Origin of the sequence: Novosphingobium sp., assembly GCF_039595395.1 — a bacterium.
GTDB lineage: Bacteria > Pseudomonadota > Alphaproteobacteria > Sphingomonadales > Sphingomonadaceae > Novosphingobium.
In genome coordinates, this window is record NZ_JBCNLP010000006.1 from 1329515 (window position 1) to 1349061 (window position 19547).

Below are 19547 nucleotides of genomic sequence, written 5' to 3' on the forward strand. Positions count from 1 at the left end.
TTACTCGATAATTTGCCGCCTAATGCATTCGGCCGGTCCGGACAAACTGTTTGCGCGTTACGGATGTCACACTTCTTGCCTGCCGGAAGTCTTGACCGCTTTCACGATAATCATGACATGCGAACCCATGTCCAAAACCCATCATCACCATAATCCTCGCGCATTGCTGGCCAGCTTTGTGGGAACGAGCATCGAATTTTACGACTTCTACATCTACGCCACCGCGGCCAGTCTGGTGCTGGGCGGTCTTTTCTTTCCGTCCGGCTCGCCGCAGGCTCAGCAACTGGCGGCTTTCGCGACGCTGGCCGTCGCTTTCATCGCCCGCCCGATCGGCGCGGTGCTGTTCGGCCATTTCGGCGACCGCATCGGGCGCAAATCGACGCTGGTCGTCTCGCTGCTGACCATGGGCCTGTCGACCACGCTGATCGCTGTCCTCCCGACCTATGCGCAGGCGGGCCTGTGGGCGCCGCTTGCCCTGTGCCTGCTTCGCTTTGGCCAGGGCCTGGGACTGGGCGGCGAATGGGGCGGAGCCGCGCTGGTGGCGGTGGAGAATGCCCCGCCCGGCTGGCGGGCCCGCTATGGCATGTTCCCCCAACTTGGCGCGCCCGCCGGTTTGCTGGCCGCCAACGGCCTGTTCCTGCTGATGGGCGCATGGCTCAGCCCCGAGCAATTCCGCGCCTGGGGCTGGCGCATCCCCTTCGCGTTGAGTTCGATCCTCGTGATCGTCGGCCTGTGGGTGCGCCTGCGGCTGGCCGAAACGCCCGCCTTTACCGCCTCGCTGCGCAAGGCCGTCCCGCCGAAACTGCCGCTCGCCACGCTGATCCGCTTTCACTGGCGCGGGCTTGCTTTCGGCACGTTCGGCGCCATCGGCTGCTTTGCGCTCTACTATATCGTTACCAGCTTCACGCTCAGCTATGCGACCAGAACATTGGGCTATCCGATGCAGCAATTGCTGGGCGTGCAGCTTGCGGCCATTCCCTTCCTTGCCCTCGGCATCGCCTTTGCCGCCTGTCTCGCGGACGCGCGCTTCTCCGAAAGGCTGGTGCTTGCCGGGGGATGCGTGTGCGTGGTGGGCGCAGGGCTTGCCCTCGCCCCGATGATGGAAAGCGGTTCGCTGCGGCTGATCTTCGCCTATCTGGCCGTCACGCTCTTCCTGATGGGCACCGTCTATGGCCCGCTGAGCGGCTGGCTTCCCACGCTGTTTCCCGCCGGCGTCCGCTACACCGGCGTATCGATCGCCTTCAACATGGCCGGTGTGCTCGGCGGCGGATTGACGCCGCTGGTCGCCACCGCCCTGTCGGCGCATGGCGGTCTGGCGCCCGTGGGCCTTTATGCGGGAGGAGCGGCTGTTGTCAGCCTGATCGCCCTTGTCGCTGCCGCCCGGCTACGGACCGACGAGGCCGGGCAGGCACCTGAAACGCCGGGCCTGGCAAGGCAGAACTAAGCCCGCCCCGCCAGCAGGGGTATGGCGGTGCGATGCTGCTTCACCCAGCTCTCCCGCCCGGAGAGGAAGGCGCCCCAGCCCCAGAGTGCCCCGGCATGGCGCAGAAGCTGGAAGGTGAAGGGCTCGGCAAAGGACACCAGCACGGCCTGCACCAGCCCCAGCCCTTCGCTCTGCCCCGTCCAGCGCCGGTACAGCGTGATCGACCACAGGTGAAAGCTCAGATCCAGCGCCACCTTGGCCACCATCACCGAGAGGATCGGCGCGGCCAGCGACAGGCCATGGGTGAGGAACAGGCTGACCAGCACGGCAAAAGCCGTCAGCCCATAGATCGGCTGGAATGTGTCCACCGCCTTGACCGGCAGCATGCGCGTGCCCAGCTTGCCGAAGCGGGGGTTGCCGACCATGTCGCGGTTCCAGTGCTGGGTCTGGAGGAAGCCGCCGAACCAGCGCCGCCGCTGGCGCAGAAAGGCCAGCGGACTGGCCGGAGCATCGGTGCTGGCCATGGCCCCACCGATCACGCGGGTCCGCCAGCCGCGCCCGGTCTCGGCGGAATGACGGTAGAGGCGGTGGATCAGCTCATAATCCTCGACCATGCATTCGGGGTCGAAACCGCCGACCTCCAGCACCGCATCGCGGCGGAAACCGGCAAAGGCGCCAGAGATCAGCAGCAGCCCGTCCTGCTCCATCCAGGCATAGCGCGAGAGGAAATTGCGGACATATTCGTAACGCTGAAAGGTCTCGAAAATCCGCCCGGAGAGCTGCGGCCCGCAGATCGGCCTGATCACGCCGGTGGCCGCCACCAGTTCGGGCTCGACAGCAAAGGCCCGGCGCATCGCCGCCAGCGAACCGGGCGCCAGCAGCGTATCGGCATCGACCGTCAGCATCAGATCGGTGTCGACATGGATGATCGCGGCATTGAGCGCCCGCGCCTTCCCGCCATGGGGCAGCCGCAGCCAGCGCAGCGAAGGCATGCCCGGCGCCGGGCCGCTGATCTCGCCCACAGCGGGGGTGGCCAGCCCGTAAAGCTCTTTCAGCACGCGGGCACTGTCATCATCCGAACCGTCATCGGCCAGCAGGATCAGTTCGGGCGGATCCTCCTGCTTCACCAGACGGTCGATGGTGACGCCCAGCACCGGCGCCTCGTTGCGCGCGGCGATGATCACGCCCAAAGTCGGGCGCGTCGCGGGCAAGGGCGGCGTGACCGCGGGCGCGGCATGGCGCAGCGGCAGAATGCTCCATGCGGTGAACAGCAACAGCGCCGTATCATAGAGGATATAGGCGATCCCCACGCTCCAGCTCCACAGATTGGCGCGCAGGAACACCTGAAGCGTCAGCGTCAGAAACAGGATCGGCGAGATCAGGCCAATGATCCGCCCGGCCAGCGGCACCGGGCGGGGCGTCAGACGCGGCGACTGGAGATTGAAGGCGTGCTGAAGCATGGTCATTGCGTTGTTACCGGCGTTGGACGATGAATAGGCCATTAAGCTGCAAAGGGAACAGCAGAATGGTGAAGCGTTACACGCATGCGGCCATAGCATTGCACTGGCTGATCGCGGTCATGATCATTGCCAATATAGTGCTCGCCTGGGTGTGGCCGCTGGTCGCCGACGAGCAGGTGCGCCCGATGATCAACGCCCATAAATCCATCGGCATCACCGTGCTGGGGCTGGCCATCATGCGTCTGCTGTGGCGCTTCACCCATCGCCCGCCCGCCTATCCGCCCTCCTATCAGGGGTGGGAAAGGGCGGCATCGCATGGGGTGCATGCGCTGCTCTATCTGGTGATGTTCGGCATGCCGCTGACCGGCTGGATCATGGATTCGGCCTGGAAGGATGCGGGCACCCATCCGATGTTGTGGTTCGGCCTGTTCGAATGGCCGCGCATCGCCTGGTTCCAGCATCTCGATCCGGCGCTGCGCGACAGGCTACATGACGGTTTCGGCGCGGCCCATGGCTTGGGGGCCATTGCGCTTTATGTCCTGTTCGTCCTGCATGTCGGCGGGGCGCTGAAGCACCAGTTCATCGACCGCGAGCGCGAGTTGCAGCGCATGTGGCCGGGGCGGGATTGAGGGCAGCCGCTGATCGCGCGGGGACGCTTGGCCTAGTGCAAGCTGCCCCGCTTTTCGGCAACGCTCCGGCGTAGCCCGTCCAGGGTCTGAGCCGAATGATAGGCTCCCGCCCGGACCACCGCCGCGATGCCGTGCAGATGCTCCACCCGCGCCAGCGGATCGGCATCCAGCAGCACCAGATCGGCGTCGTAACCCACCGCCACGCGGCCCATGGCATCGCTGCGCCCCAGATAGTCGGCGGGATCGGTGGTGGCCATCTGCAGAATGCGCAAGGGGCTGATCCCGGCCAGTGCCAATTCGGCAAACTCCTGCTTGAGCGTCAGGCCCGGCCCCAGATAGGAACCGCCATCAGTGCCCGCCATCATCCGCACCCCGCTGTCGCACAGCAGTTTCGCCAGTTCTAGCTGGCGCGGATAGGCATCGCGGAAAGCATGGCGCACGGCGGCGGGCAGAGCCTTGAAACGCGCCGTCACCTCGCGCCAGTTCTTCACCGCCCTGGCGGGCATATAGGCCAGCATCTCATCCTGCTCATACTCAGGGTTTTCGGCATATTCCTGCGTGCGCAGCCGCACCATGGTGGGCACATGCCAACTGCCGTCCGCGCGGAAACGCTCGGCCACGGCATGGCCCTTATCGGGGTTGAAGCTGCGGATGGCGCGCTGCAGACGATCCACATCGCGGGGCTTGGCAAAGGCCGAGGGGTTGATCAGCATCTTGCCCAGCTTCTTCATCACCAGCGTTTCAAGGAACGGGATCTTGAAAGGCGGCGCCTTGATCACCTCGCGCCGATAGCTGTCGGCGCGCAATTCGGCCTCATCGTCCGAGCAGCAGATCCACACCGTGCTGCCCGGCCCCAGATGCTCCACCGAGCGGAAACCGGCGGCGGTGGCATCGAGCGCATCGGTGCCCTCCTGCAGATGGCCCAGCAGGGCGATGCCCTGTTTGCGCCCCTCTTCCAGCGCGACGAAGAAGACCTCGGGCGCGACCATACCCACCTTGATGAAATCGGCCCCCTGCGTCTTCTGGCGGCGGATTTCTTCCACCACCGCATCGGCGGACCCGGCATTGAAGGGCGTCAGCAACGAGCCGGGCGTTTCCAGCAAAGCAGGCGCCAGCTCCCCGATCGGCAGCTTCCCCGCCCGTCGCGCCGCCAGCAGAGCGGGCGAGCCCGACATCTGGCGAAAACCCGTCACCCCCTCGGCCAGCATCAGCGCCAGAGAACCGGATGGATCGGGCAATTCCAGCACATGGGAATGCATGTCATTGTAGCCGGGCACCACGAATTTGCCCGTGCCATCCACCACCTGCACCTGCGGCGAAACCTGCTTGCTGCCGGTGGGGAAGATATCGGTGATGCGGCCCAAGGTGATCGCGATGCTCATGCCCCGTGCCTTGCCGCCATCGACGGGATCGACGATGGTGACATTCTCGATCCGCAGATCGCGCGGCGGCGCGGGTGCCGCCACGACGGCGGGCGCCGGGACCAGACCCGTCAACCAGCCGGTGATCCCGCGCAAGGGCATCGAGGGCATCGCCGCCTGCGCATGGGCATAGGCGCAGCAAGGGCAAGGGGCGGAGCCGGTCAGGGCCGTCAGCAGCATCGCGTGTCTCCCTCAATCCAGCCGCAGCATCAGGCTGGTGTGGCCATACAATCCGGCATTGCTGCCCATCTCGCTTTCGCCGAGGGTCAGGGTCACGCCCTGTTCGACCAGCGCCTCGACCAGCACCTCCATTTCCAGCCGCGCCAGATTCATCCCCGCGCACATATGCGGGCCGGTGCCCCAGGCGAGGTGGTCGCGACTGTCACGGGTGATGTCGAAGCTGTCGGGATCGGCATAGCGCCGCTCATCGCGGTTGGCGCAGCCATAGAGCAGCATCACCCGCGCGCCTTGCGGGATCACCATATCCTCCACGGCGTAATCCGCCACCGCCACGCGGGAAAACCAGCGCAGCACCGAGCTATGGCGCACCCCCTCCAGCACCGCCGCCGGGATCAGCTTCGGGTTCTCGCGCAGCATCGCCCATTGCTCGGGATGGCGCGCCAGATTGGCCAGCAGATGGCCCTTGGCCAGAATGGTGGTGTCCAGGCTGGGGATGACATAGGCGCTGATCGCCGCCATCGCCTCCTGCATGGTCAGCCGGCCGCTCTCCGCCGCGCCGAAGAGTTCGGCGGCCCAGCTGCCATCCGCCACCTTGTCCGGGCTCAGCGTGCTGAGGAAAGCGAAGGCATCGCGCAAGGAGCCCACGTCCGCCGGGTCCTGCATCGGGCCGATGGCGTTGAAGGCTGCGGCGGCCCATTCCAGCATGCGGTCACGCCCCACCTCGGGCAGGCCGACCAAATGCGAGATCGCCTGCACCGGCAGAAACGGCGCCAGATCGCGCATGGCATCGAACCAGCCCTGCCCGGCCAGCGCCTTGACCCGCGTGGCGACCATCTCCTTGAAATCGGCGCGCGCTTTGCTGAGGCGTGCCGGGGTCAAGGGCTTGGTCACCGCCGCGCGCAGCCGCTGATGCAGGTCGCCGTCGGATTGCAGCACATTCATGCCCTTGGGCGCGTTGAAGGCGGCGCTGAACCCCACCCCCTCGCCGCTGATCAGCGCATCGGCGGCGCGCAAGGCCGCCTGCACCGGGGCGAACCGGCCCAGGGCATAGACCTCGGGCCGGGCCAGCCGCACCACCGGCCCCGCATCGCGCAACCTTGCGTAATCCGCGAAAGGATCGCGCAGGCTGGCCGCAGCGAACAGATCGATATCGACCTCTGGAACCGGCGTGCCCATCAGAACTGATACCTCGCTTTCACGCCATAGGTGCGTGGGGCGCCCGGCACATAGCCATCGTTCCCGCCGCCATTGGCCCCGCTGACGAAATAATAGGCGTTACCCAGATTGCGTCCATAGCCCTGCAGGCTGAAGCGCGAACCGGGCGGCGTCCAGGTGAGTGAGGCATTGACCAGATGGTAGGAACCCTGCCTCAGGCGGTTGTCGGGCTCCCACACGAAGCTGGATTTGTAACCGTCATTGGCGTTGAACTCGAAGCGGCCGATGCGGGTTTCGGCGCGATAGGTCAGCCCCAGCGTGGCCGAGAAATCAGGCGATTGCGGCAGCTTGAAGCCCGCCAGATTGCAGGTGCTGCTCACCGTGCCGCCCAGCACGCCGGGCCCGATGATGCGCGGCGTGGTGCAGACGCCCGAGGGGAAGCTGGCATATTTCGCATCCAGCACTTCGAACCCACCATTGAGCGACAGCCCCGGCGCCAGCACCGCCGAGAAATCGGCATCGATGCCCTTGATATGCGCCTCTGCCGCATTGAACAGGATCGAGCTGCCCGGAGGGGCCGGCGGCGCGGTGGAGCGCAACTGGATACCCTTGTAATCATAGTAGAAGCCCGAGAGGTTGAGCCGCAGCTTGCGGTCGAACAGCTCCGATTTCACGCCGACTTCGAAAGCATCCAGCACCTCTGGCTTGGAGGCCGGATTGGTGAAGCTGGTCGGGTTGAAGCCGCCCGATTTGAAACCCCGGTTGTAGGAGGCATAGGCATGGATGCGGTCGGAAAGATCCTGCGCCAGCACCGCCTTCCACGTCAGCTTGTTGAAGGTGACATCGGTGACGATCCCGCCCTGCGCGGGCGTGGTGACGGTGCCCGCCGGGAAAGCGGGAATGGAGTCCGGATAGCCCGCCAGCGGCACGATCTGCCCGGTCAGCGTCTTCTGATCGCTGGTGTAGCGCAGGCCCAGGGTCAACCGTGTGGCATGGGTAAAGGAATAGGTCCCTTCCGCAAAGCCCGCATAGGATCGCGTGTTGGCATAGCCGGTGGTCTGCGTCGGCAGCGGGGCCGCGCAGACGGCGCCGATGCAGGTGCCATAGACGTTGATCTGGATCATGCTGTTGTCGTGGTAATAGAAGGCGCCGACCATCCACTGGAACGGCGAGGCCTTGTTGTTCGAGGTGAGCTGCAACTCCTGACTGAAGGTCTTGGCGGTCTGGTAACCGCCCAGATTGATCGTGCCCTGCCCCGGCAGCGGCTGGCCCAGCACCGGGCTCTGCGTCTGCAGGCTGGGTGAGGCATTGTCGATATAGCCGGTGATGCTGGTCAGATTGGCAAAGCCCAGCCCCTGCTCTGCCTTCAGCGAGACGCTGTACTGGCGCTGATGGGCAAAGGGCGTCAGGCGGCTGTTGATCTGATATTTGCCGACATAGGTCGAGCCATCCGTGCCCACCGAGCCGGGATACATCGCCACGGCATTGCCCTGATCGGTCTCCACCTTGTCGAAGAAGCCGCGCAGGGTGATCTTGGTGTCGGGCGCGGGCTGCCAGCGGATCTTGCCCTGAACGCCCACATCCTTGAACTTATAGGCTTCCTGCCCGGTGAACTGGTTCCGGCCCCAGCCATCGGCCTGATTGACGTAAAGCGCCGCCAGATTGACCGCCACCGTGTCACTGAGCGGCGTCGAGCCATAGAAATTGGCCTGCACCGTGTTGTAATTGCCATAGCTGACCGAGGTGTCGACGCTGGTGACATCGCCCGGCTCCTTGGTGATCACATGGATCAGACCGCCGGTGGTGTTGCGGCCATAGAGCGTGCCTTGCGGACCTTTGAGCACCTCGATCCGCTCGATGTTGTTGAAGGAAAAGGAAGACGCCGCCGAATTGGGCATATAGAGCCCGTCGACGTAGGTGGCGATGGGGCTTTCGGTGGAATAGCCCGCGCTGGTGGTGCCCACGCCGCGCAGGAAGGCATTGGTGCCCACCAAAGTACGGGTGAAGCCCAGACCCGGCGTCAATTGCGGCAGATCCACCACACTCTTGATGCCCTGCGTGTCGATCGCCTTGGCGGTGAAGGCGGCGATGCTGATCGGCACCTTCTGCAGATTTTCCGCGCGCTTGTTCGCGGTGACGATGATGTCGGCCACGCTGGGCGCGCCATCCTGCGCCGGTGCGGCCTGCGCGGCGGCATCCTCGGCCATGGCGCTGCACGGCGCCAACAAGGCCGCCGTTACGGCCGCGGCCGACGCACAGGCGCGCGCATAGATAGTTCTGGTCTCAGGCATTGTCCCTCCCTCCGCCCATTCTGGCGTTCGGTTTTGAATCCGGTCGTTGGCGACTCGGAACCCGCCCTTTGTAAAAAACTTTTTTCTCGTAAAAAAGATAGATTCTGCTACTTGATACATATTGATCGATTCGATGCAGGATCGGCAGACCCGCGTGCGGGGAAGAGGAGAGACATGACCACCATCACCATCGAGGATGTGGAATCCGTGCGCTTCAGCGCGCCCGATCTGGCGCAAATGCGCGAATTTCTCCGGGATTTCGGCATGGTCGAGGCGCCGGAGACCGGCGACGGCATCCTGCGCATGCGCGGCACCAGCGACGCGCCTTTCCTGCATGAAACCGTGCAGGGCGATCCCGCCTATGTCTCGGTCACCCTGCGCGCCGCCAGCCTCTCCGAGCTGCAAAGCCTGGCCGAAGCGGAAGGCGTCCCCGTGGAACCAGCCCCCGGCCCCGGCGGCGGATCGCAGATCAGCCTGCGCGATCCCGATGGTTTTGTAGTCAATGTCATCGCGAGCAAGGCGCGCCTGCCCATCGCTCCGGGCGAAGCCGCCGCCGCGTGGAACACCATCGCCGGACGCGACCGCCCCAACCAGCCCAAGCGCATGACCACCCGCCCCGCAGGCGTCGCGCGGCTGGGCCATGTGGTGCTGGGCGTCAGCGATCTGCAGGCAACATGGGACTGGTGGCGCGCCCGCTTCGCCCTGCTGATGTCCGATGAGGTCCGCACCCCCGACGGCATCATGATCGCCGCCTTTATCCGGCTCGATCGCGGGGCGATCCCCACCGATCACCACAGCCTGAACTTCGCGACCATGCCAGGCCGCCCGCCCGCCTTCCATCACGCCGCTTTTGAGGTCGCCGATCTCGACGATCTGATGGTCGGCCATGAGCATCTCAAGCAGGCGGGACACCAGCAGCTCTGGGGCGTGGGGCGGCATATTCTGGGCAGTCAGGTCTTCGATTACTGGCGCGATCCCTGGGGCCACCGCATCGAGCACTGGACCGACGGCGATGTCTTCTCCGCCGAGACGCCCGGCGGCGTCCATGGCCTGCCGGTGCTGCTGGGCCAGCAATGGGGGCCCGATGCCCCGGCGGATTTCGTGTGATCCGCGCATAAGTTTGACGCAAGAACAATGGGAGAAATGGTATGAAGCTGGCGCGGTTCGAGACAGCCGGACAAAGCAGGCCCCGCCTCGGCGTGGTGGTGGGTGAGGACAGCGGCGCGCAGATCGTGCCGCTCGACGCGCTGAGCGCAGACTGGCCCACGATGCTCTCCATCGTGGCGGGCGGCGATGCCGCTCTGGCAGCGGTGAGCGCGCATGTCTCGGCCAGCGGCGAGCGGATCGCGCTGAGCGATGTCACCCTGCTGGCCCCCATCGAGCGGCCCGCCAAATTCCTCGCCATCGGCATGAATTACCGCAAGCATGCCGAGGAAGCGCGCCGTCTGGGCGTGGCCGTGCCGGAGAACCAGTTCTGGTTCAACAAGCAGACCTCGTGCCTTGCCGGACCTTACGATGCCATCGATCCGGGCGTCAGCGAGGCGCTGGACTATGAGGTCGAGTTGGGTGTGGTGATCGGCAAGCCCGCCAAGGGCATCACCGAGGAGCAGGCCCCGGCGCATGTCTTCGGCTATACGGTGATGAACGATGTCTCCGCGCGCGACTGGCAGAAGCATTCGCCCACCTTCACCGTGGGCAAGAGCTTCGACACCCATGGCCCCATCGGCCCCTGGATCGTCACCGCCGATGAGATCGGCGATCCGCACAGCCTCGCGCTGCGCTGCCTCGTCAACGGCGAGGTGCGGCAGGACAGCGACACCAGCGGGCTGATCCACAACATCTGGGCGCAGATCGCCTATCTCTCCACCGCCTTCACGCTGGAGAGCGGCGATCTGATCGCCAGCGGCACGCCCGAGGGTGTGGGCGTGGCCCGCAACCCTCCGGCCTTTCTAAAAGCGGGCGATGTGGTGCGCTGCGAGGTCGAGAAGATCGGCGCCATCGAAAACAAGGTGCTGTGATGGAACTGCAAACCGATGTGCTGATCGTCGGTGGCGGGCCCTCGGGGCTGGCCACCGCCATCGAGCTGGGGACGCGCGGCATTCGCGTGCTGCTGGTCGAACGCAATGAGCGCGCGGGCACCGCCCCGCGCGCCAAGACCACCAATGTGCGCACCCGCACCCATCTGCGCCGCTGGGGCATCGCCGACCGACTGGCGCAGGAGGCGCCTTTCGGCATCGACTATCCCAACAATATGGTCTTCGTGACCAGCCTTGCGGGGTTCGAGCTGGCGCGCTTTGCCAATGCCTTCAACGCCGCGCCGCAGCGCGATCCGCGCTATCCCGAGCATGCCCAGTGGGTGCCGCAATATACGCTGGAAAAGGTGCTGCTGGACAAGGCGCGCTCTCTGCCGAGCGTGGAGGTGCGCTTCAACACGCGCTGCATCGCCGCCACGCAGGATGAGGACAGCGTTTCCGCCACCATCACCGATGCGAATGGCGACACCACGGTCAAGGCCCGCTATCTGGTCGGCGCGGATGGCGCGCGTAGCGCCGTGCGTGAAGCCATCGGCGCCACGATGCAGGGACGGCGCGGGCTGGCCCATGCCTATAACATCATCTTCCGCGCACCCGATCTGGCCGGGGCTCATGCTCATGGCCCGGCGGCCATCTACTGGCAGATCGGCAAGGACGGCTTCAGCGCCGTGGGGCCAATGGACCGCAACGACACATGGTTCTTCGCCCCCGCCGGCGTGCCCGAAGGCCAGACGGTCTCGCCCGAGGACGCCGCCGCGCTGATCCGCCAGCGCACCGGCTTTAACGTGCCCATCGAGATCCTGAGCGCCGACGCATGGGTGGCCAGCGACCTTCAGGCCGATCATTACCGCAAGGGCCGCATGATCCTTGTGGGCGATGCCTGCCATCTGCATCCCCCGGCGGGCGGCTATGGCATGAACATGGGCGTGGGCGACGGGGTCGATCTGGGCTGGAAGATCGCCGCCACGCTGCAAGGCTGGGGCGGCCCCGCGCTGATCGACAGCTATGAGGCCGAACGCGCCCCCATCCACCGCAAGGTGATCGATGAGGCCATCGCCAATTTCGCCTCCTATGTCGCCGCCATTCCTCCCGTCATCGAGGAGAATACGCCCGAAGGTGCCGCACTGCGCGGCAAGGTGGGTGCCGGGGTGCAGGCCTCCAAGGGCCGTGAATTCAACACGCTCGGCACGGTTCTTGGCCTTGGTTATGAGAACTCACCGCTGGTGGCGCCCGAGGACGCCCCCGCCCCCGCGCATGACAGCGAACACTATCGCCCCCATGCCCGCCCCGGCTATCTGGCGCCGCATGCCTGGCTGGAGGATGGCCGCTCGCTCTACGATCTGTTCGGAGAGGGCTTCACCCTGCTGATGGACCCGCAGGCCGATTACGCCCAGATCGCTCTGGCCCGCGATCAGGCGGCGGCGCTGCGCATTCCGCTCAAGGTGGTGCGGCCCGAAGGTATGGATGTCAGGGCACTGTATGAAGCCGATCTGGCGCTGATCCGCCCAGATCAGCATGTCGCATGGCGCGGCGACCAGTGGGATGACGCCATTCTGCCCCGCGCCACCGGACAGGAAAGGATCATGGCATGACCTATCTGCGCAACTGCTGGTATATGGCGGCATGGTCCGATGAGGTCGGAGACAAGGGCCTCGCCCGCACCCTGCTCGACCAGCCGGTGTTCCTGTTCCGCGATGGCGAGGGCACGCCCAAGGCGCTGTTCGACCGCTGCCCCCACCGTTTCGCGCCGCTGAGCATCGGCGATGTGGCGCAAGGCGTGGTGACCTGCCGCTATCACGGACTGGCCTTCGATGGCTCGGGCGGCTGCGTGCGCAACCCGCATGGGCCGGTGACCCGCGCTTTGGCCACCACCGCCTTTCCGGTAATCGAAGCGCATCGCGCGATCTGGATCTGGATGGGCGATCCGGCTCTGGCCGACCCTGCGGCGCTGCGCGATCTGTCCTTTCTGTCGCAGGCCCCCGACACCGCCTTCAACAAGGGCTATATCGCCGCCACCGGCCATTATCAGCTCTTCATCGACAACATCCTCGACCTGTCGCACACCGATTATCTCCACCCCGACACACTGGGCGGCGGATCGATCACCCGCACCCGCGCCAAGGTCGAGCAGCGCGAGGACGGCATCATCGCCATCCATTGGGACAGCTATGATGACATCCCACCCCCGCTGGTGCGCGGCAAGTTGCCCCCCGGCGTGGAGCGCGCCGACAGTTGGACCCATGTGGAATGGAGCGCGCCGGGGATCATGAAGCTGATCAATGGCGTGGTGCCCGCCGGAAATCCACGCGAAGGGTCCGGCACCTCCACCAATGTCCATATCATGACGCCCGAAACCGCGCGGACCACCCATTATTTCTTCGCCTCCACCCGCGACTATGCAGTGGATGATGCGCAGCTCAACGCCGCCATCGGCGAGATCCGCAACCGCATCTTCTCCACCGAGGATGAGCCGATGATCGCCGCCCAGCAGGCGCGCATGGGCGAGGCCGACTTCTGGTCGCTGAAACCCGCGCTGCTGCGCATCGATGAAGGCGCGGTGGCGGTGCGCCGCCGTCTGGAAGCGCTGATCGCAGCAGAAAACGCCTGATCCCAATCGTTTCGGAGCATTTCATGAGCAAGGTTATCATCACCTGCGCCATCACCGGCGGCATTCACACCCCCTCCATGTCGCCCTATCTGCCGGTCACCGCGCAGGAGATCGCGGATTCCGCCGTGGAAGCCGCCAAGGCTGGCGCCGCCATTGTCCATCTGCACGCCCGCAACCCCGAGGATGGACGCCCCGACCAGCGCGTCGAGGCCTTCGAGCCGATCCTGCGCAGCATCAAGCAGCGCAGCGGCGTGGTCTGCAACATCACCACCGGCGGCGCGCCCGGCATGACCGTTGAGGAACGCGTCGGCCCGGCCGCGCGGTGGCAGCCCGAAGTCGCCAGCCTGAACATGGGATCGATGAATTTCGGCCTGTTTCCGATGTTGAAGCGCTTCAAGGATTTCAAGCATGCCTGGGAACCGGCCATGCTGGAGGCCAGCGACGATTTCATCTTCCGCAACACCTATCGCGACATCCGCTATTGCCTCGAAAAGCTCAATGCGACGTGCACGCGGTATGAGTTCGAATGCTATGACACCGCCCATCTCCACAATCTGCATTACTTCTGGCGCGAAGGGCTGGTGAAGGCCCCTTTGTTCATCCAGACGGTCTTCGGTCTGTTGGGCGGGATCGGTGCCCATCCCGACGAGGTGCTGCATATGAAGCGCACCGCCGATCGCCTGTTCGGCGATGCCTACAACTGGTCGGTGCTGGGCGCGGGGGCGGCGCAGATGAAGGTGGCCGCCATGGGCGCGGCGATGGGCGCGCATGTCCGCGTGGGGCTGGAGGACTCGCTGTGGCTGGGCAAGGGGCAGTTGGCGCAGAGCAATGCCGCTCAGGTCACGCAGGTGCGCCAGATCCTCGAAGGGCTGGGCCATGAGATCGCCACGCCTGACGAAGCCCGCGCCATCCTCTCGCTCAAGGGCGGCGATCAGGTGCAGTTCTGACGATCATCCATGGGCGCTGGCAAAAAATATATTTTCCATCCTGCCAGCGCCTATGGCATCGCCCGTGAGGCAAAAATGCTATGGACTGCCCCAATGATCGAGACGACCCTGAATGATGCCCCCAGAAGCCAGACCAGCCTGGCCTATCAGGCGATCCGCAACGACATCATCGCGGGCGTGCATCTGCCCGGCAAGAAGCTGAAAATTAATGATCTTGCCGAGGAACTGAAAGTCGCGACCGGCGCCGTGCGCGAGGCGCTGTCGCGGCTGGTCCCCGAACAATGGGTGATTTCGCGCGATCAGCGCGGCTTCAGCGTCGCGCCGCTCTCGATGGAGGATCTGCGCGACCTGACCGACCTGCGCTGCGAGATCGAGGCCATCGCGCTGCGCCGCAGCGTGGCGCGCGGTGATGTCGATTGGGAGGTCCGCATTCTCTCGGCGGCGCATCGCCTGCGCGCCATGCCTCAGCCCGAGCCGCAGTTGCGCGACGGGGTGAGCATCGCCGACTGGGTGGCCCGCCATGCCGAATTCCATGCCGCGCTGGTCAGCGCCTGTGACAGCCGCCGCCTGCTGGCGCTGCATGGGCAGCTTTACGAACAGTCCGAACGCTACCGCATCCTCTCCGCCTTTGGCGAGGGCAAGCGCGACGTCGCCGACGAGCATCAGAAGATCGCCGATTTCGCGCTGGCCCGCGACACCGACAATCTGGTGGCGACCATGACCGAGCATATCCGCCTGACCACGGAACTGATTATCGCCGCCAACTGAGCCGGATCGACGCGCCTTGTGGATTTCCTCCGCCATCATGGCTTAAGGAGGGGTTCCGCAAGCCTCGACCGGAAGCATGATGACCAGCCAGCCGCCAAAACAGACTCTGCCCGCCCCTGACATCGATCTGGAGATCAAGGGGTCGGATCGTCGGCGTCAGGTGGTTGAAATCGCCGCGCAATTGTTCGCCCAGAAGGGTTATCGCGGCACGTCGATGCGCGACATCGGCGAGCAGGCGGGCATGCTGGGCGGCTCGCTCTATCATCATATCAAATCGAAGGATGTACTCTTCGTCGAGCTGCACAATGCCGCGCTCGATGCGGCGCAGCGGCGTATCGAGGCCGACATCGCGGGCTTCACCGATCCATGGGATCGGCTGGAAGCCGCCTGTGTCACGCTGGCCCAGATCCAGCTTGCGCCCGATTCGCTCACCCTGCCGATGATGAACGATTTCCGTGAAGTGCCCCCACCCATCCGGCTCAAGCTGGTGGCCCGGCGCGATGCGTTCGAAGGCCTGTTCCGCGCGCTGATCGAACCGCTGCCCCTGCCCGATGGCATCGACCGTTCAATCTATCGCAACGCCCTGTTGTCGCAGCTCAATTCCGCCTCGACCTGGTATCGGCCGGGCCGCCTGAGCCCGGCGGATATCGGGCGCCAGATCGCCCGGATCTTCCGACACCACTGATCGCCTACGCCCCGATTTGCGGCTCGGGCGTGTTTGGCCATTGATTGTAACAAGTGTTTGGTATAGCCATCCCGTCACTGTCGGGAGGATCAACCATGCACGCCTATCAAGCCCCCATCGAAGACTACCGCTTCCTGCTGAATGAGGTTCTCGGCTTCGACGAGGCCATGGGAGAGCTGGGCCTCGATGTGGACACCACACTGGCCCAGGCCGTGCTGGAAGAAGCGGGCCGCTTCTGCGCCGAACGCCTCGCCCCACTCAACCGTGAGGGCGATGAGCATGGCAGCAGGCTCAAGGATGGCGCGGTCACCACCCCGCCCGGCTTTGCCGCCGCCTGGCGCGATTTCACCGAAGCGGGCTGGACCTCGCTCACGGCCGATCCGGCCTATGGCGGGCAGGGGCTGCCCTTCATCCTGCAGCTCTGGCAGGACGAGATGCTGTCGGCCACCAACATGGCCTTCGGCCTGTTCCCCGGCCTGACGCGCGGCGCCGCCGAAGCCATTGCGGCCCACGCCAGCGACACGCTGAAAGAAACCTATCTGCCGCGCCTCACCAATGGCGCATGGACCGGCGCCATGGCGCTGACCGAAAGCGGTGCCGGCACCGATCTGGCCCTGCTGCAGACCAAGGCCGTGCCGCTGGGCGATGATCGCTTCGCCATCACCGGCACGAAAATCTTCATTTCCTCGGGCGACCACGATTTCGGCGGCAATGTCGTGCATCTGGTGCTGGCGCGCCTGCCCGATGCCCTGGCGGGGGTGAAGGGCATCAGCCTGTTCCTCGTCCCCAAATTCCTGCCCGACGAGCATGGCGATCACGTGCTGCGCAACACCATGTCGGTGGGCGCACTGGAAAAGAAGATGGGCATTCACGGCCAGCCGACCTGCGTGATGAATTACGACAGCGCGGTGGGCTGGCTGGTGGGCGAGGCCAACCGGGGCCTTGCCGCCATGTTCACCATGATGAATGCCGAACGCCTGATGGTGGGCATTCAGGGGCTGGGTCTGGCGGGTGGCGCCTACCAGCAGGCCGCCGCCTATGCGCGCGAACGCCTGCAGGGGCGCAGCGCCGATAGCGCGCGCGGACCGGTCGCCATCATCGAGCATGCCGATGTGCGCCGCATGCTGCTGGGCGTGCGCAGCTTTGTCGAGGCGGGCCGCGCGCTGGCCGGATGGACCGCGCTGCATCTCGACCGCGCGCATCGCCACCCCGATGCCGCCGAGCGCGCCCGATCCGATGCGCTGGTCGCCCTGCTGACGCCGGTGGTCAAGGCGGGATTCACCGATCTGGGCTTCGAGGCCACGGTGCAGGCACAGCAGGTCTTCGGCGGCCATGGCTACATCCGCGAATGGGGCATGGAGCAATTCGTGCGCGACGCCCGCATCGCCCAGATATACGAGGGCACCAATGGCGTGCAGGCCATGGACCTTGTGGGCCGCAAGCTGGGCATGGATGGCGGCGCGGTGGTCGAAGGCTTCTTCGCGCTGATCGAGGCCGATCTGGCCAAAGCTTCGGGCGAGGCCGTTCCCATCGCCGAAGCCGTGACCAAGGCGTTGGCCCTGCTGCGGACCGCCACGCAAGGCCTGAAAGGCGCGGATATCGACCAGAGCGGCGGGGCTGCCGTGGATTATCTGCGGCTCTTCGCACTGGTGGCTTTGGGCTGGATGTGGGTTCGCATGGCCGCCGCGCCGGGCGACACGCCCCAGCATCAGGCGAAGCGTGCGCTGGCAGCCTTCTACGCCCAACGCGTGCTGCCTCAAACCGAAGGGCTGGCTGCCGCGCTGGCCTCGGGCTCGGCTTCGCTGTTCGCCCTGCCCGCCGACGCCTTCTGATCTTGTGCGGAGCCCCATCATGAGCGTCACCACCACGCGCCACGGCGCCACCCTGCTGCTGATCATGGAGAATGGCGCGGTCAATGCACTGTCCTTCGGGCTTGTCGGCGCGCTGGACGAAGCCCTGACCGCCGCGCTGGACGATGCCGATTGCCGCGCCATCGTGCTGACCGGCGCGGGCAAATTTTTCTGCGGCGGGGCCGATATCGCCGAATTCGACGCCAAATTTGACAAGGGCGGCGGCGCCGCCGACGGTCTGCGCGACCTGATCGCGCGGGTAGAGCAGTTCCCCAAGCCGGTGATCGCCGCGATCCATGGCGCTGCTCTGGGCGGCGGTCTGGAACTGGCGCTGGCGTGCCATCACCGGCTGGCGCATCAGGCAACAAAACTGGGCCTGCCTGAGGTAACCTTGGGCCTGCTCCCCGGCGCGGGCGGCACGCAGCGGCTGCCCCGGCTGATCGGCGCGGGCCCGGCACTGGCGATGATGTTGCTCGGCAAGCCGGTGTCGGCGAAACTGGCGCAGGCATCGGGCCTGATCGACGTTCTGGTCGAAGGCGATATCGTGGCCGCCGCGCTGGATCTGGCCGTAACCACAGAACTGCCCTTGCGGCAGACCGGAGCGCTTCCGCCCCCCCTCAGACCTCGCGCAGGCCGTGGCCGAGGCCCGCGCAGGCCGGCGCTCCGGCCTCAACCATGCCCCTGCCACCATCATCGACTGCGTGGAACAGATCACCCCCGATCTCGCCGCAGGCCTTGCCTATGAAGCCGGAGCCTTTGCCGCCCTGCTGGTCAGCGAGGCCTCCTGCGCGCTGCGCCATGCCTTTTTCGGTGAACGTCAGGTGGCCCGCATCCCCGGCTTGCCGCGCGATCTACCCTTGCGCTCGATCGAGAGCGTAGGCGTGATCGGCGGCGGCACCATGGGCACCGGCATCGCCATCGCCTTGCTGAACGCAGGTCTGGCCGTCACCATGGTGGAACTGCGCGAGGATGCTCTGGCCCGCGCGCGCAACACCATCGGCAAGACGCTGGCGCGCGATGTCAACAAGGGCCGCATCACCGCCGATGAGGCCGACGCCCGCCTGACCCGCTTCACCGGTGCCACCACCTATGAGGCGCTCGCCCCGGTCGATCTGGTAATCGAGGCCGTGTTCGAGGATATGGCGGTCAAGACCGCGGTGCTGCAGGCTGTCGAGGCCGTTGTTCGGCCCGACACCATTCTGGCCAGCAACACCTCCACGCTCGATCTGGACCGCATTGCGCAGGCCGTGGCCGATCCTTCACGCGTGGTGGGCCTGCATTTCTTCTCGCCCGCCAACATCATGCGTCTGCTGGAGGTGGTGCGCGGGGCAAAGACCGCGCCCGATGTGCTGGCCACCGCCATGGCGCTGGGCAAAAGGCTGGGCAAGGTGTCGGTCGTCTCGGGCGTGTGCGACGGCTTTATCGGCAACCGCATGTTCGAGGAATATCTGCGCCAAGTGTGGTTCCTGCTGGAGGAAGGCGCCCTGCCCCAGCAGATCGACGCCGCGCTGGAGCATTGGGGCTTTGCGATGGGCCCGTGCCGCACGATGGATCTGGTGGGGCAGGACATCGGCTGGGCCATCCGCCAGCGCCGCGCGCTCGAACAGCCAGACCGCCCCTATTCCGGCGTGATCGACCGCATCTGCGAGATGGGTCGCTTCGGGCAGAAGACCGGCAAGGGCATCTATCTCTATGCAGATGGCCGCACGCCCTCGCCCGATCCCGAGATTGAAACGCTGATCCTGGCCTATTCCGAAGAGATCGGCGTGACCCGCCGCGCCATCAGCGACGAGGAAATCGTCGAGCGCTGCCTGCTTGCCCTGATCAACGAGGGCTTGCGGATCGTGGGCGAAGGGATCGCCTATCGCCCGGTCGATGTCGATATGGTCTTTCTCCACGGCTACGGCTTTGCGCGGGAACGCGGCGGGCCATTGTTTCAGGCCGACCGCATCGCCGCGCCCGATCTGGCCCGGCGCATCGCCGGTCTGGCGGCGGGGCGCAACGGCTGGGCGTGGGAACCCGCCGCGCTGATCGCAACCATGGCGGCCAAGAGCGCCGCCTTCTCGACGCTCAACGCATAAAACTCAGGAGAGTAGG

General features: G+C 65.7%; 16 protein-coding genes. 12 read left to right on the forward strand and 4 right to left on the reverse strand.

Going from position 1 to position 19547, the window contains the following annotated elements; translation table 11 throughout:
• The first annotated feature begins 127 nt into the window (after positions 1–127).
• On the forward strand, positions 128–1444 hold the full coding sequence (locus ABDW49_RS25555) for an MFS transporter (protein WP_343616409.1): 1317 nt from the start codon (positions 128–130) through the stop codon (positions 1442–1444).
• On the opposite strand, the gene ABDW49_RS25560 is transcribed toward ABDW49_RS25555, so the two are convergent.
• The gene (locus ABDW49_RS25560; protein ID WP_343616411.1) at positions 1441–2883 is read right to left on the reverse strand and encodes a glycosyltransferase; all 1443 of its coding nucleotides are present in this window, start codon (positions 2881–2883) and stop codon (positions 1441–1443) included. The two genes, ABDW49_RS25555 and ABDW49_RS25560, sit on opposite strands and share 4 nt — an antisense overlap.
• Before the next feature lie 65 nt (positions 2884–2948).
• Here ABDW49_RS25560 and ABDW49_RS25565 point away from each other — a divergent pair, with 65 nt between their 5' ends.
• The gene (locus tag ABDW49_RS25565) at positions 2949–3512 is read left to right on the forward strand and encodes a cytochrome b (RefSeq protein ID WP_343616413.1); all 564 of its coding nucleotides are present in this window, start codon (positions 2949–2951) and stop codon (positions 3510–3512) included.
• 32 nt (positions 3513–3544) lie between these two features.
• On the opposite strand, the gene ABDW49_RS25570 is transcribed toward ABDW49_RS25565, so the two are convergent.
• The 3 genes from ABDW49_RS25570 to ABDW49_RS25580 are packed head-to-tail and all read right to left on the reverse strand — an operon-like array spanning position 3545 to position 8559.
• Entirely contained in the window at positions 3545–5113 is a 1569-nt protein-coding gene (locus ABDW49_RS25570; RefSeq protein ID WP_343616415.1) for an amidohydrolase family protein, read from the reverse strand.
• Positions 5114–5125: 12 nt separating this feature from the next.
• On the reverse strand, positions 5126–6289 hold the full coding sequence (locus ABDW49_RS25575; protein ID WP_343616416.1) for a cytochrome P450: 1164 nt from the start codon (positions 6287–6289) through the stop codon (positions 5126–5128).
• Positions 6289–8559 (reverse strand): TonB-dependent receptor, encoded by a 2271-nt coding sequence (locus ABDW49_RS25580; RefSeq protein ID WP_343616418.1) that lies wholly within the window; start codon positions 8557–8559, stop codon positions 6289–6291. Before ABDW49_RS25580 ends, ABDW49_RS25575 begins: the two co-directional genes overlap by 1 nt.
• Positions 8560–8733: 174 nt before the next feature.
• On the opposite strand from ABDW49_RS25580, the gene ABDW49_RS25585 reads away from it, so the two are divergent.
• The 10 genes from ABDW49_RS25585 (at position 8734) to ABDW49_RS25630 (ending at position 19531) form a co-directional block, all read left to right on the forward strand.
• Entirely contained in the window at positions 8734–9666 is a 933-nt protein-coding gene (locus ABDW49_RS25585; RefSeq protein ID WP_343616419.1) for a VOC family protein, read from the forward strand.
• A gap of 41 nt (positions 9667–9707) precedes the next feature.
• Positions 9708–10577 (forward strand): fumarylacetoacetate hydrolase family protein, encoded by an 870-nt coding sequence (locus tag ABDW49_RS25590; protein ID WP_343616421.1) that lies wholly within the window; start codon positions 9708–9710, stop codon positions 10575–10577.
• Entirely contained in the window at positions 10577–12184 is a 1608-nt protein-coding gene (locus ABDW49_RS25595) for an FAD-dependent oxidoreductase (protein WP_343616423.1), read from the forward strand. The genes ABDW49_RS25590 and ABDW49_RS25595 overlap by 1 nt, the downstream gene beginning before the upstream one ends.
• Positions 12181–13200: an aromatic ring-hydroxylating dioxygenase subunit alpha gene (locus ABDW49_RS25600; RefSeq protein ID WP_343616424.1), complete on the forward strand. Its 1020-nt coding sequence runs from the start codon at positions 12181–12183 to the stop codon at positions 13198–13200. The genes ABDW49_RS25595 and ABDW49_RS25600 overlap by 4 nt, the downstream gene beginning before the upstream one ends.
• Before the next feature lie 23 nt (positions 13201–13223).
• Positions 13224–14147 (forward strand): 3-keto-5-aminohexanoate cleavage protein, encoded by a 924-nt coding sequence (locus ABDW49_RS25605; RefSeq protein ID WP_343616425.1) that lies wholly within the window; start codon positions 13224–13226, stop codon positions 14145–14147.
• Positions 14148–14240: 93 nt separating this feature from the next.
• Positions 14241–14915, forward strand: coding sequence for an FCD domain-containing protein (locus ABDW49_RS25610; RefSeq protein WP_343616427.1), 675 nt, complete (start codon positions 14241–14243; stop codon positions 14913–14915).
• 76 nt (positions 14916–14991) lie between these two features.
• The gene (locus tag ABDW49_RS25615; RefSeq protein WP_343616429.1) at positions 14992–15600 is read left to right on the forward strand and encodes a TetR/AcrR family transcriptional regulator; all 609 of its coding nucleotides are present in this window, start codon (positions 14992–14994) and stop codon (positions 15598–15600) included.
• A gap of 95 nt (positions 15601–15695) precedes the next feature.
• Entirely contained in the window at positions 15696–17432 is a 1737-nt protein-coding gene (locus ABDW49_RS25620; RefSeq protein ID WP_343616430.1) for an acyl-CoA dehydrogenase C-terminal domain-containing protein, read from the forward strand.
• Positions 17433–17451: 19 nt separating this feature from the next.
• Positions 17452–18195, forward strand: coding sequence for an enoyl-CoA hydratase/isomerase family protein (locus tag ABDW49_RS25625; RefSeq protein WP_343616432.1), 744 nt, complete (start codon positions 17452–17454; stop codon positions 18193–18195).
• The gene (locus ABDW49_RS25630; RefSeq protein WP_343616434.1) at positions 18152–19531 is read left to right on the forward strand and encodes a 3-hydroxyacyl-CoA dehydrogenase NAD-binding domain-containing protein; all 1380 of its coding nucleotides are present in this window, start codon (positions 18152–18154) and stop codon (positions 19529–19531) included. Before ABDW49_RS25625 ends, ABDW49_RS25630 begins: the two co-directional genes overlap by 44 nt.
• Positions 19532–19547 lie beyond the last annotated feature (16 nt).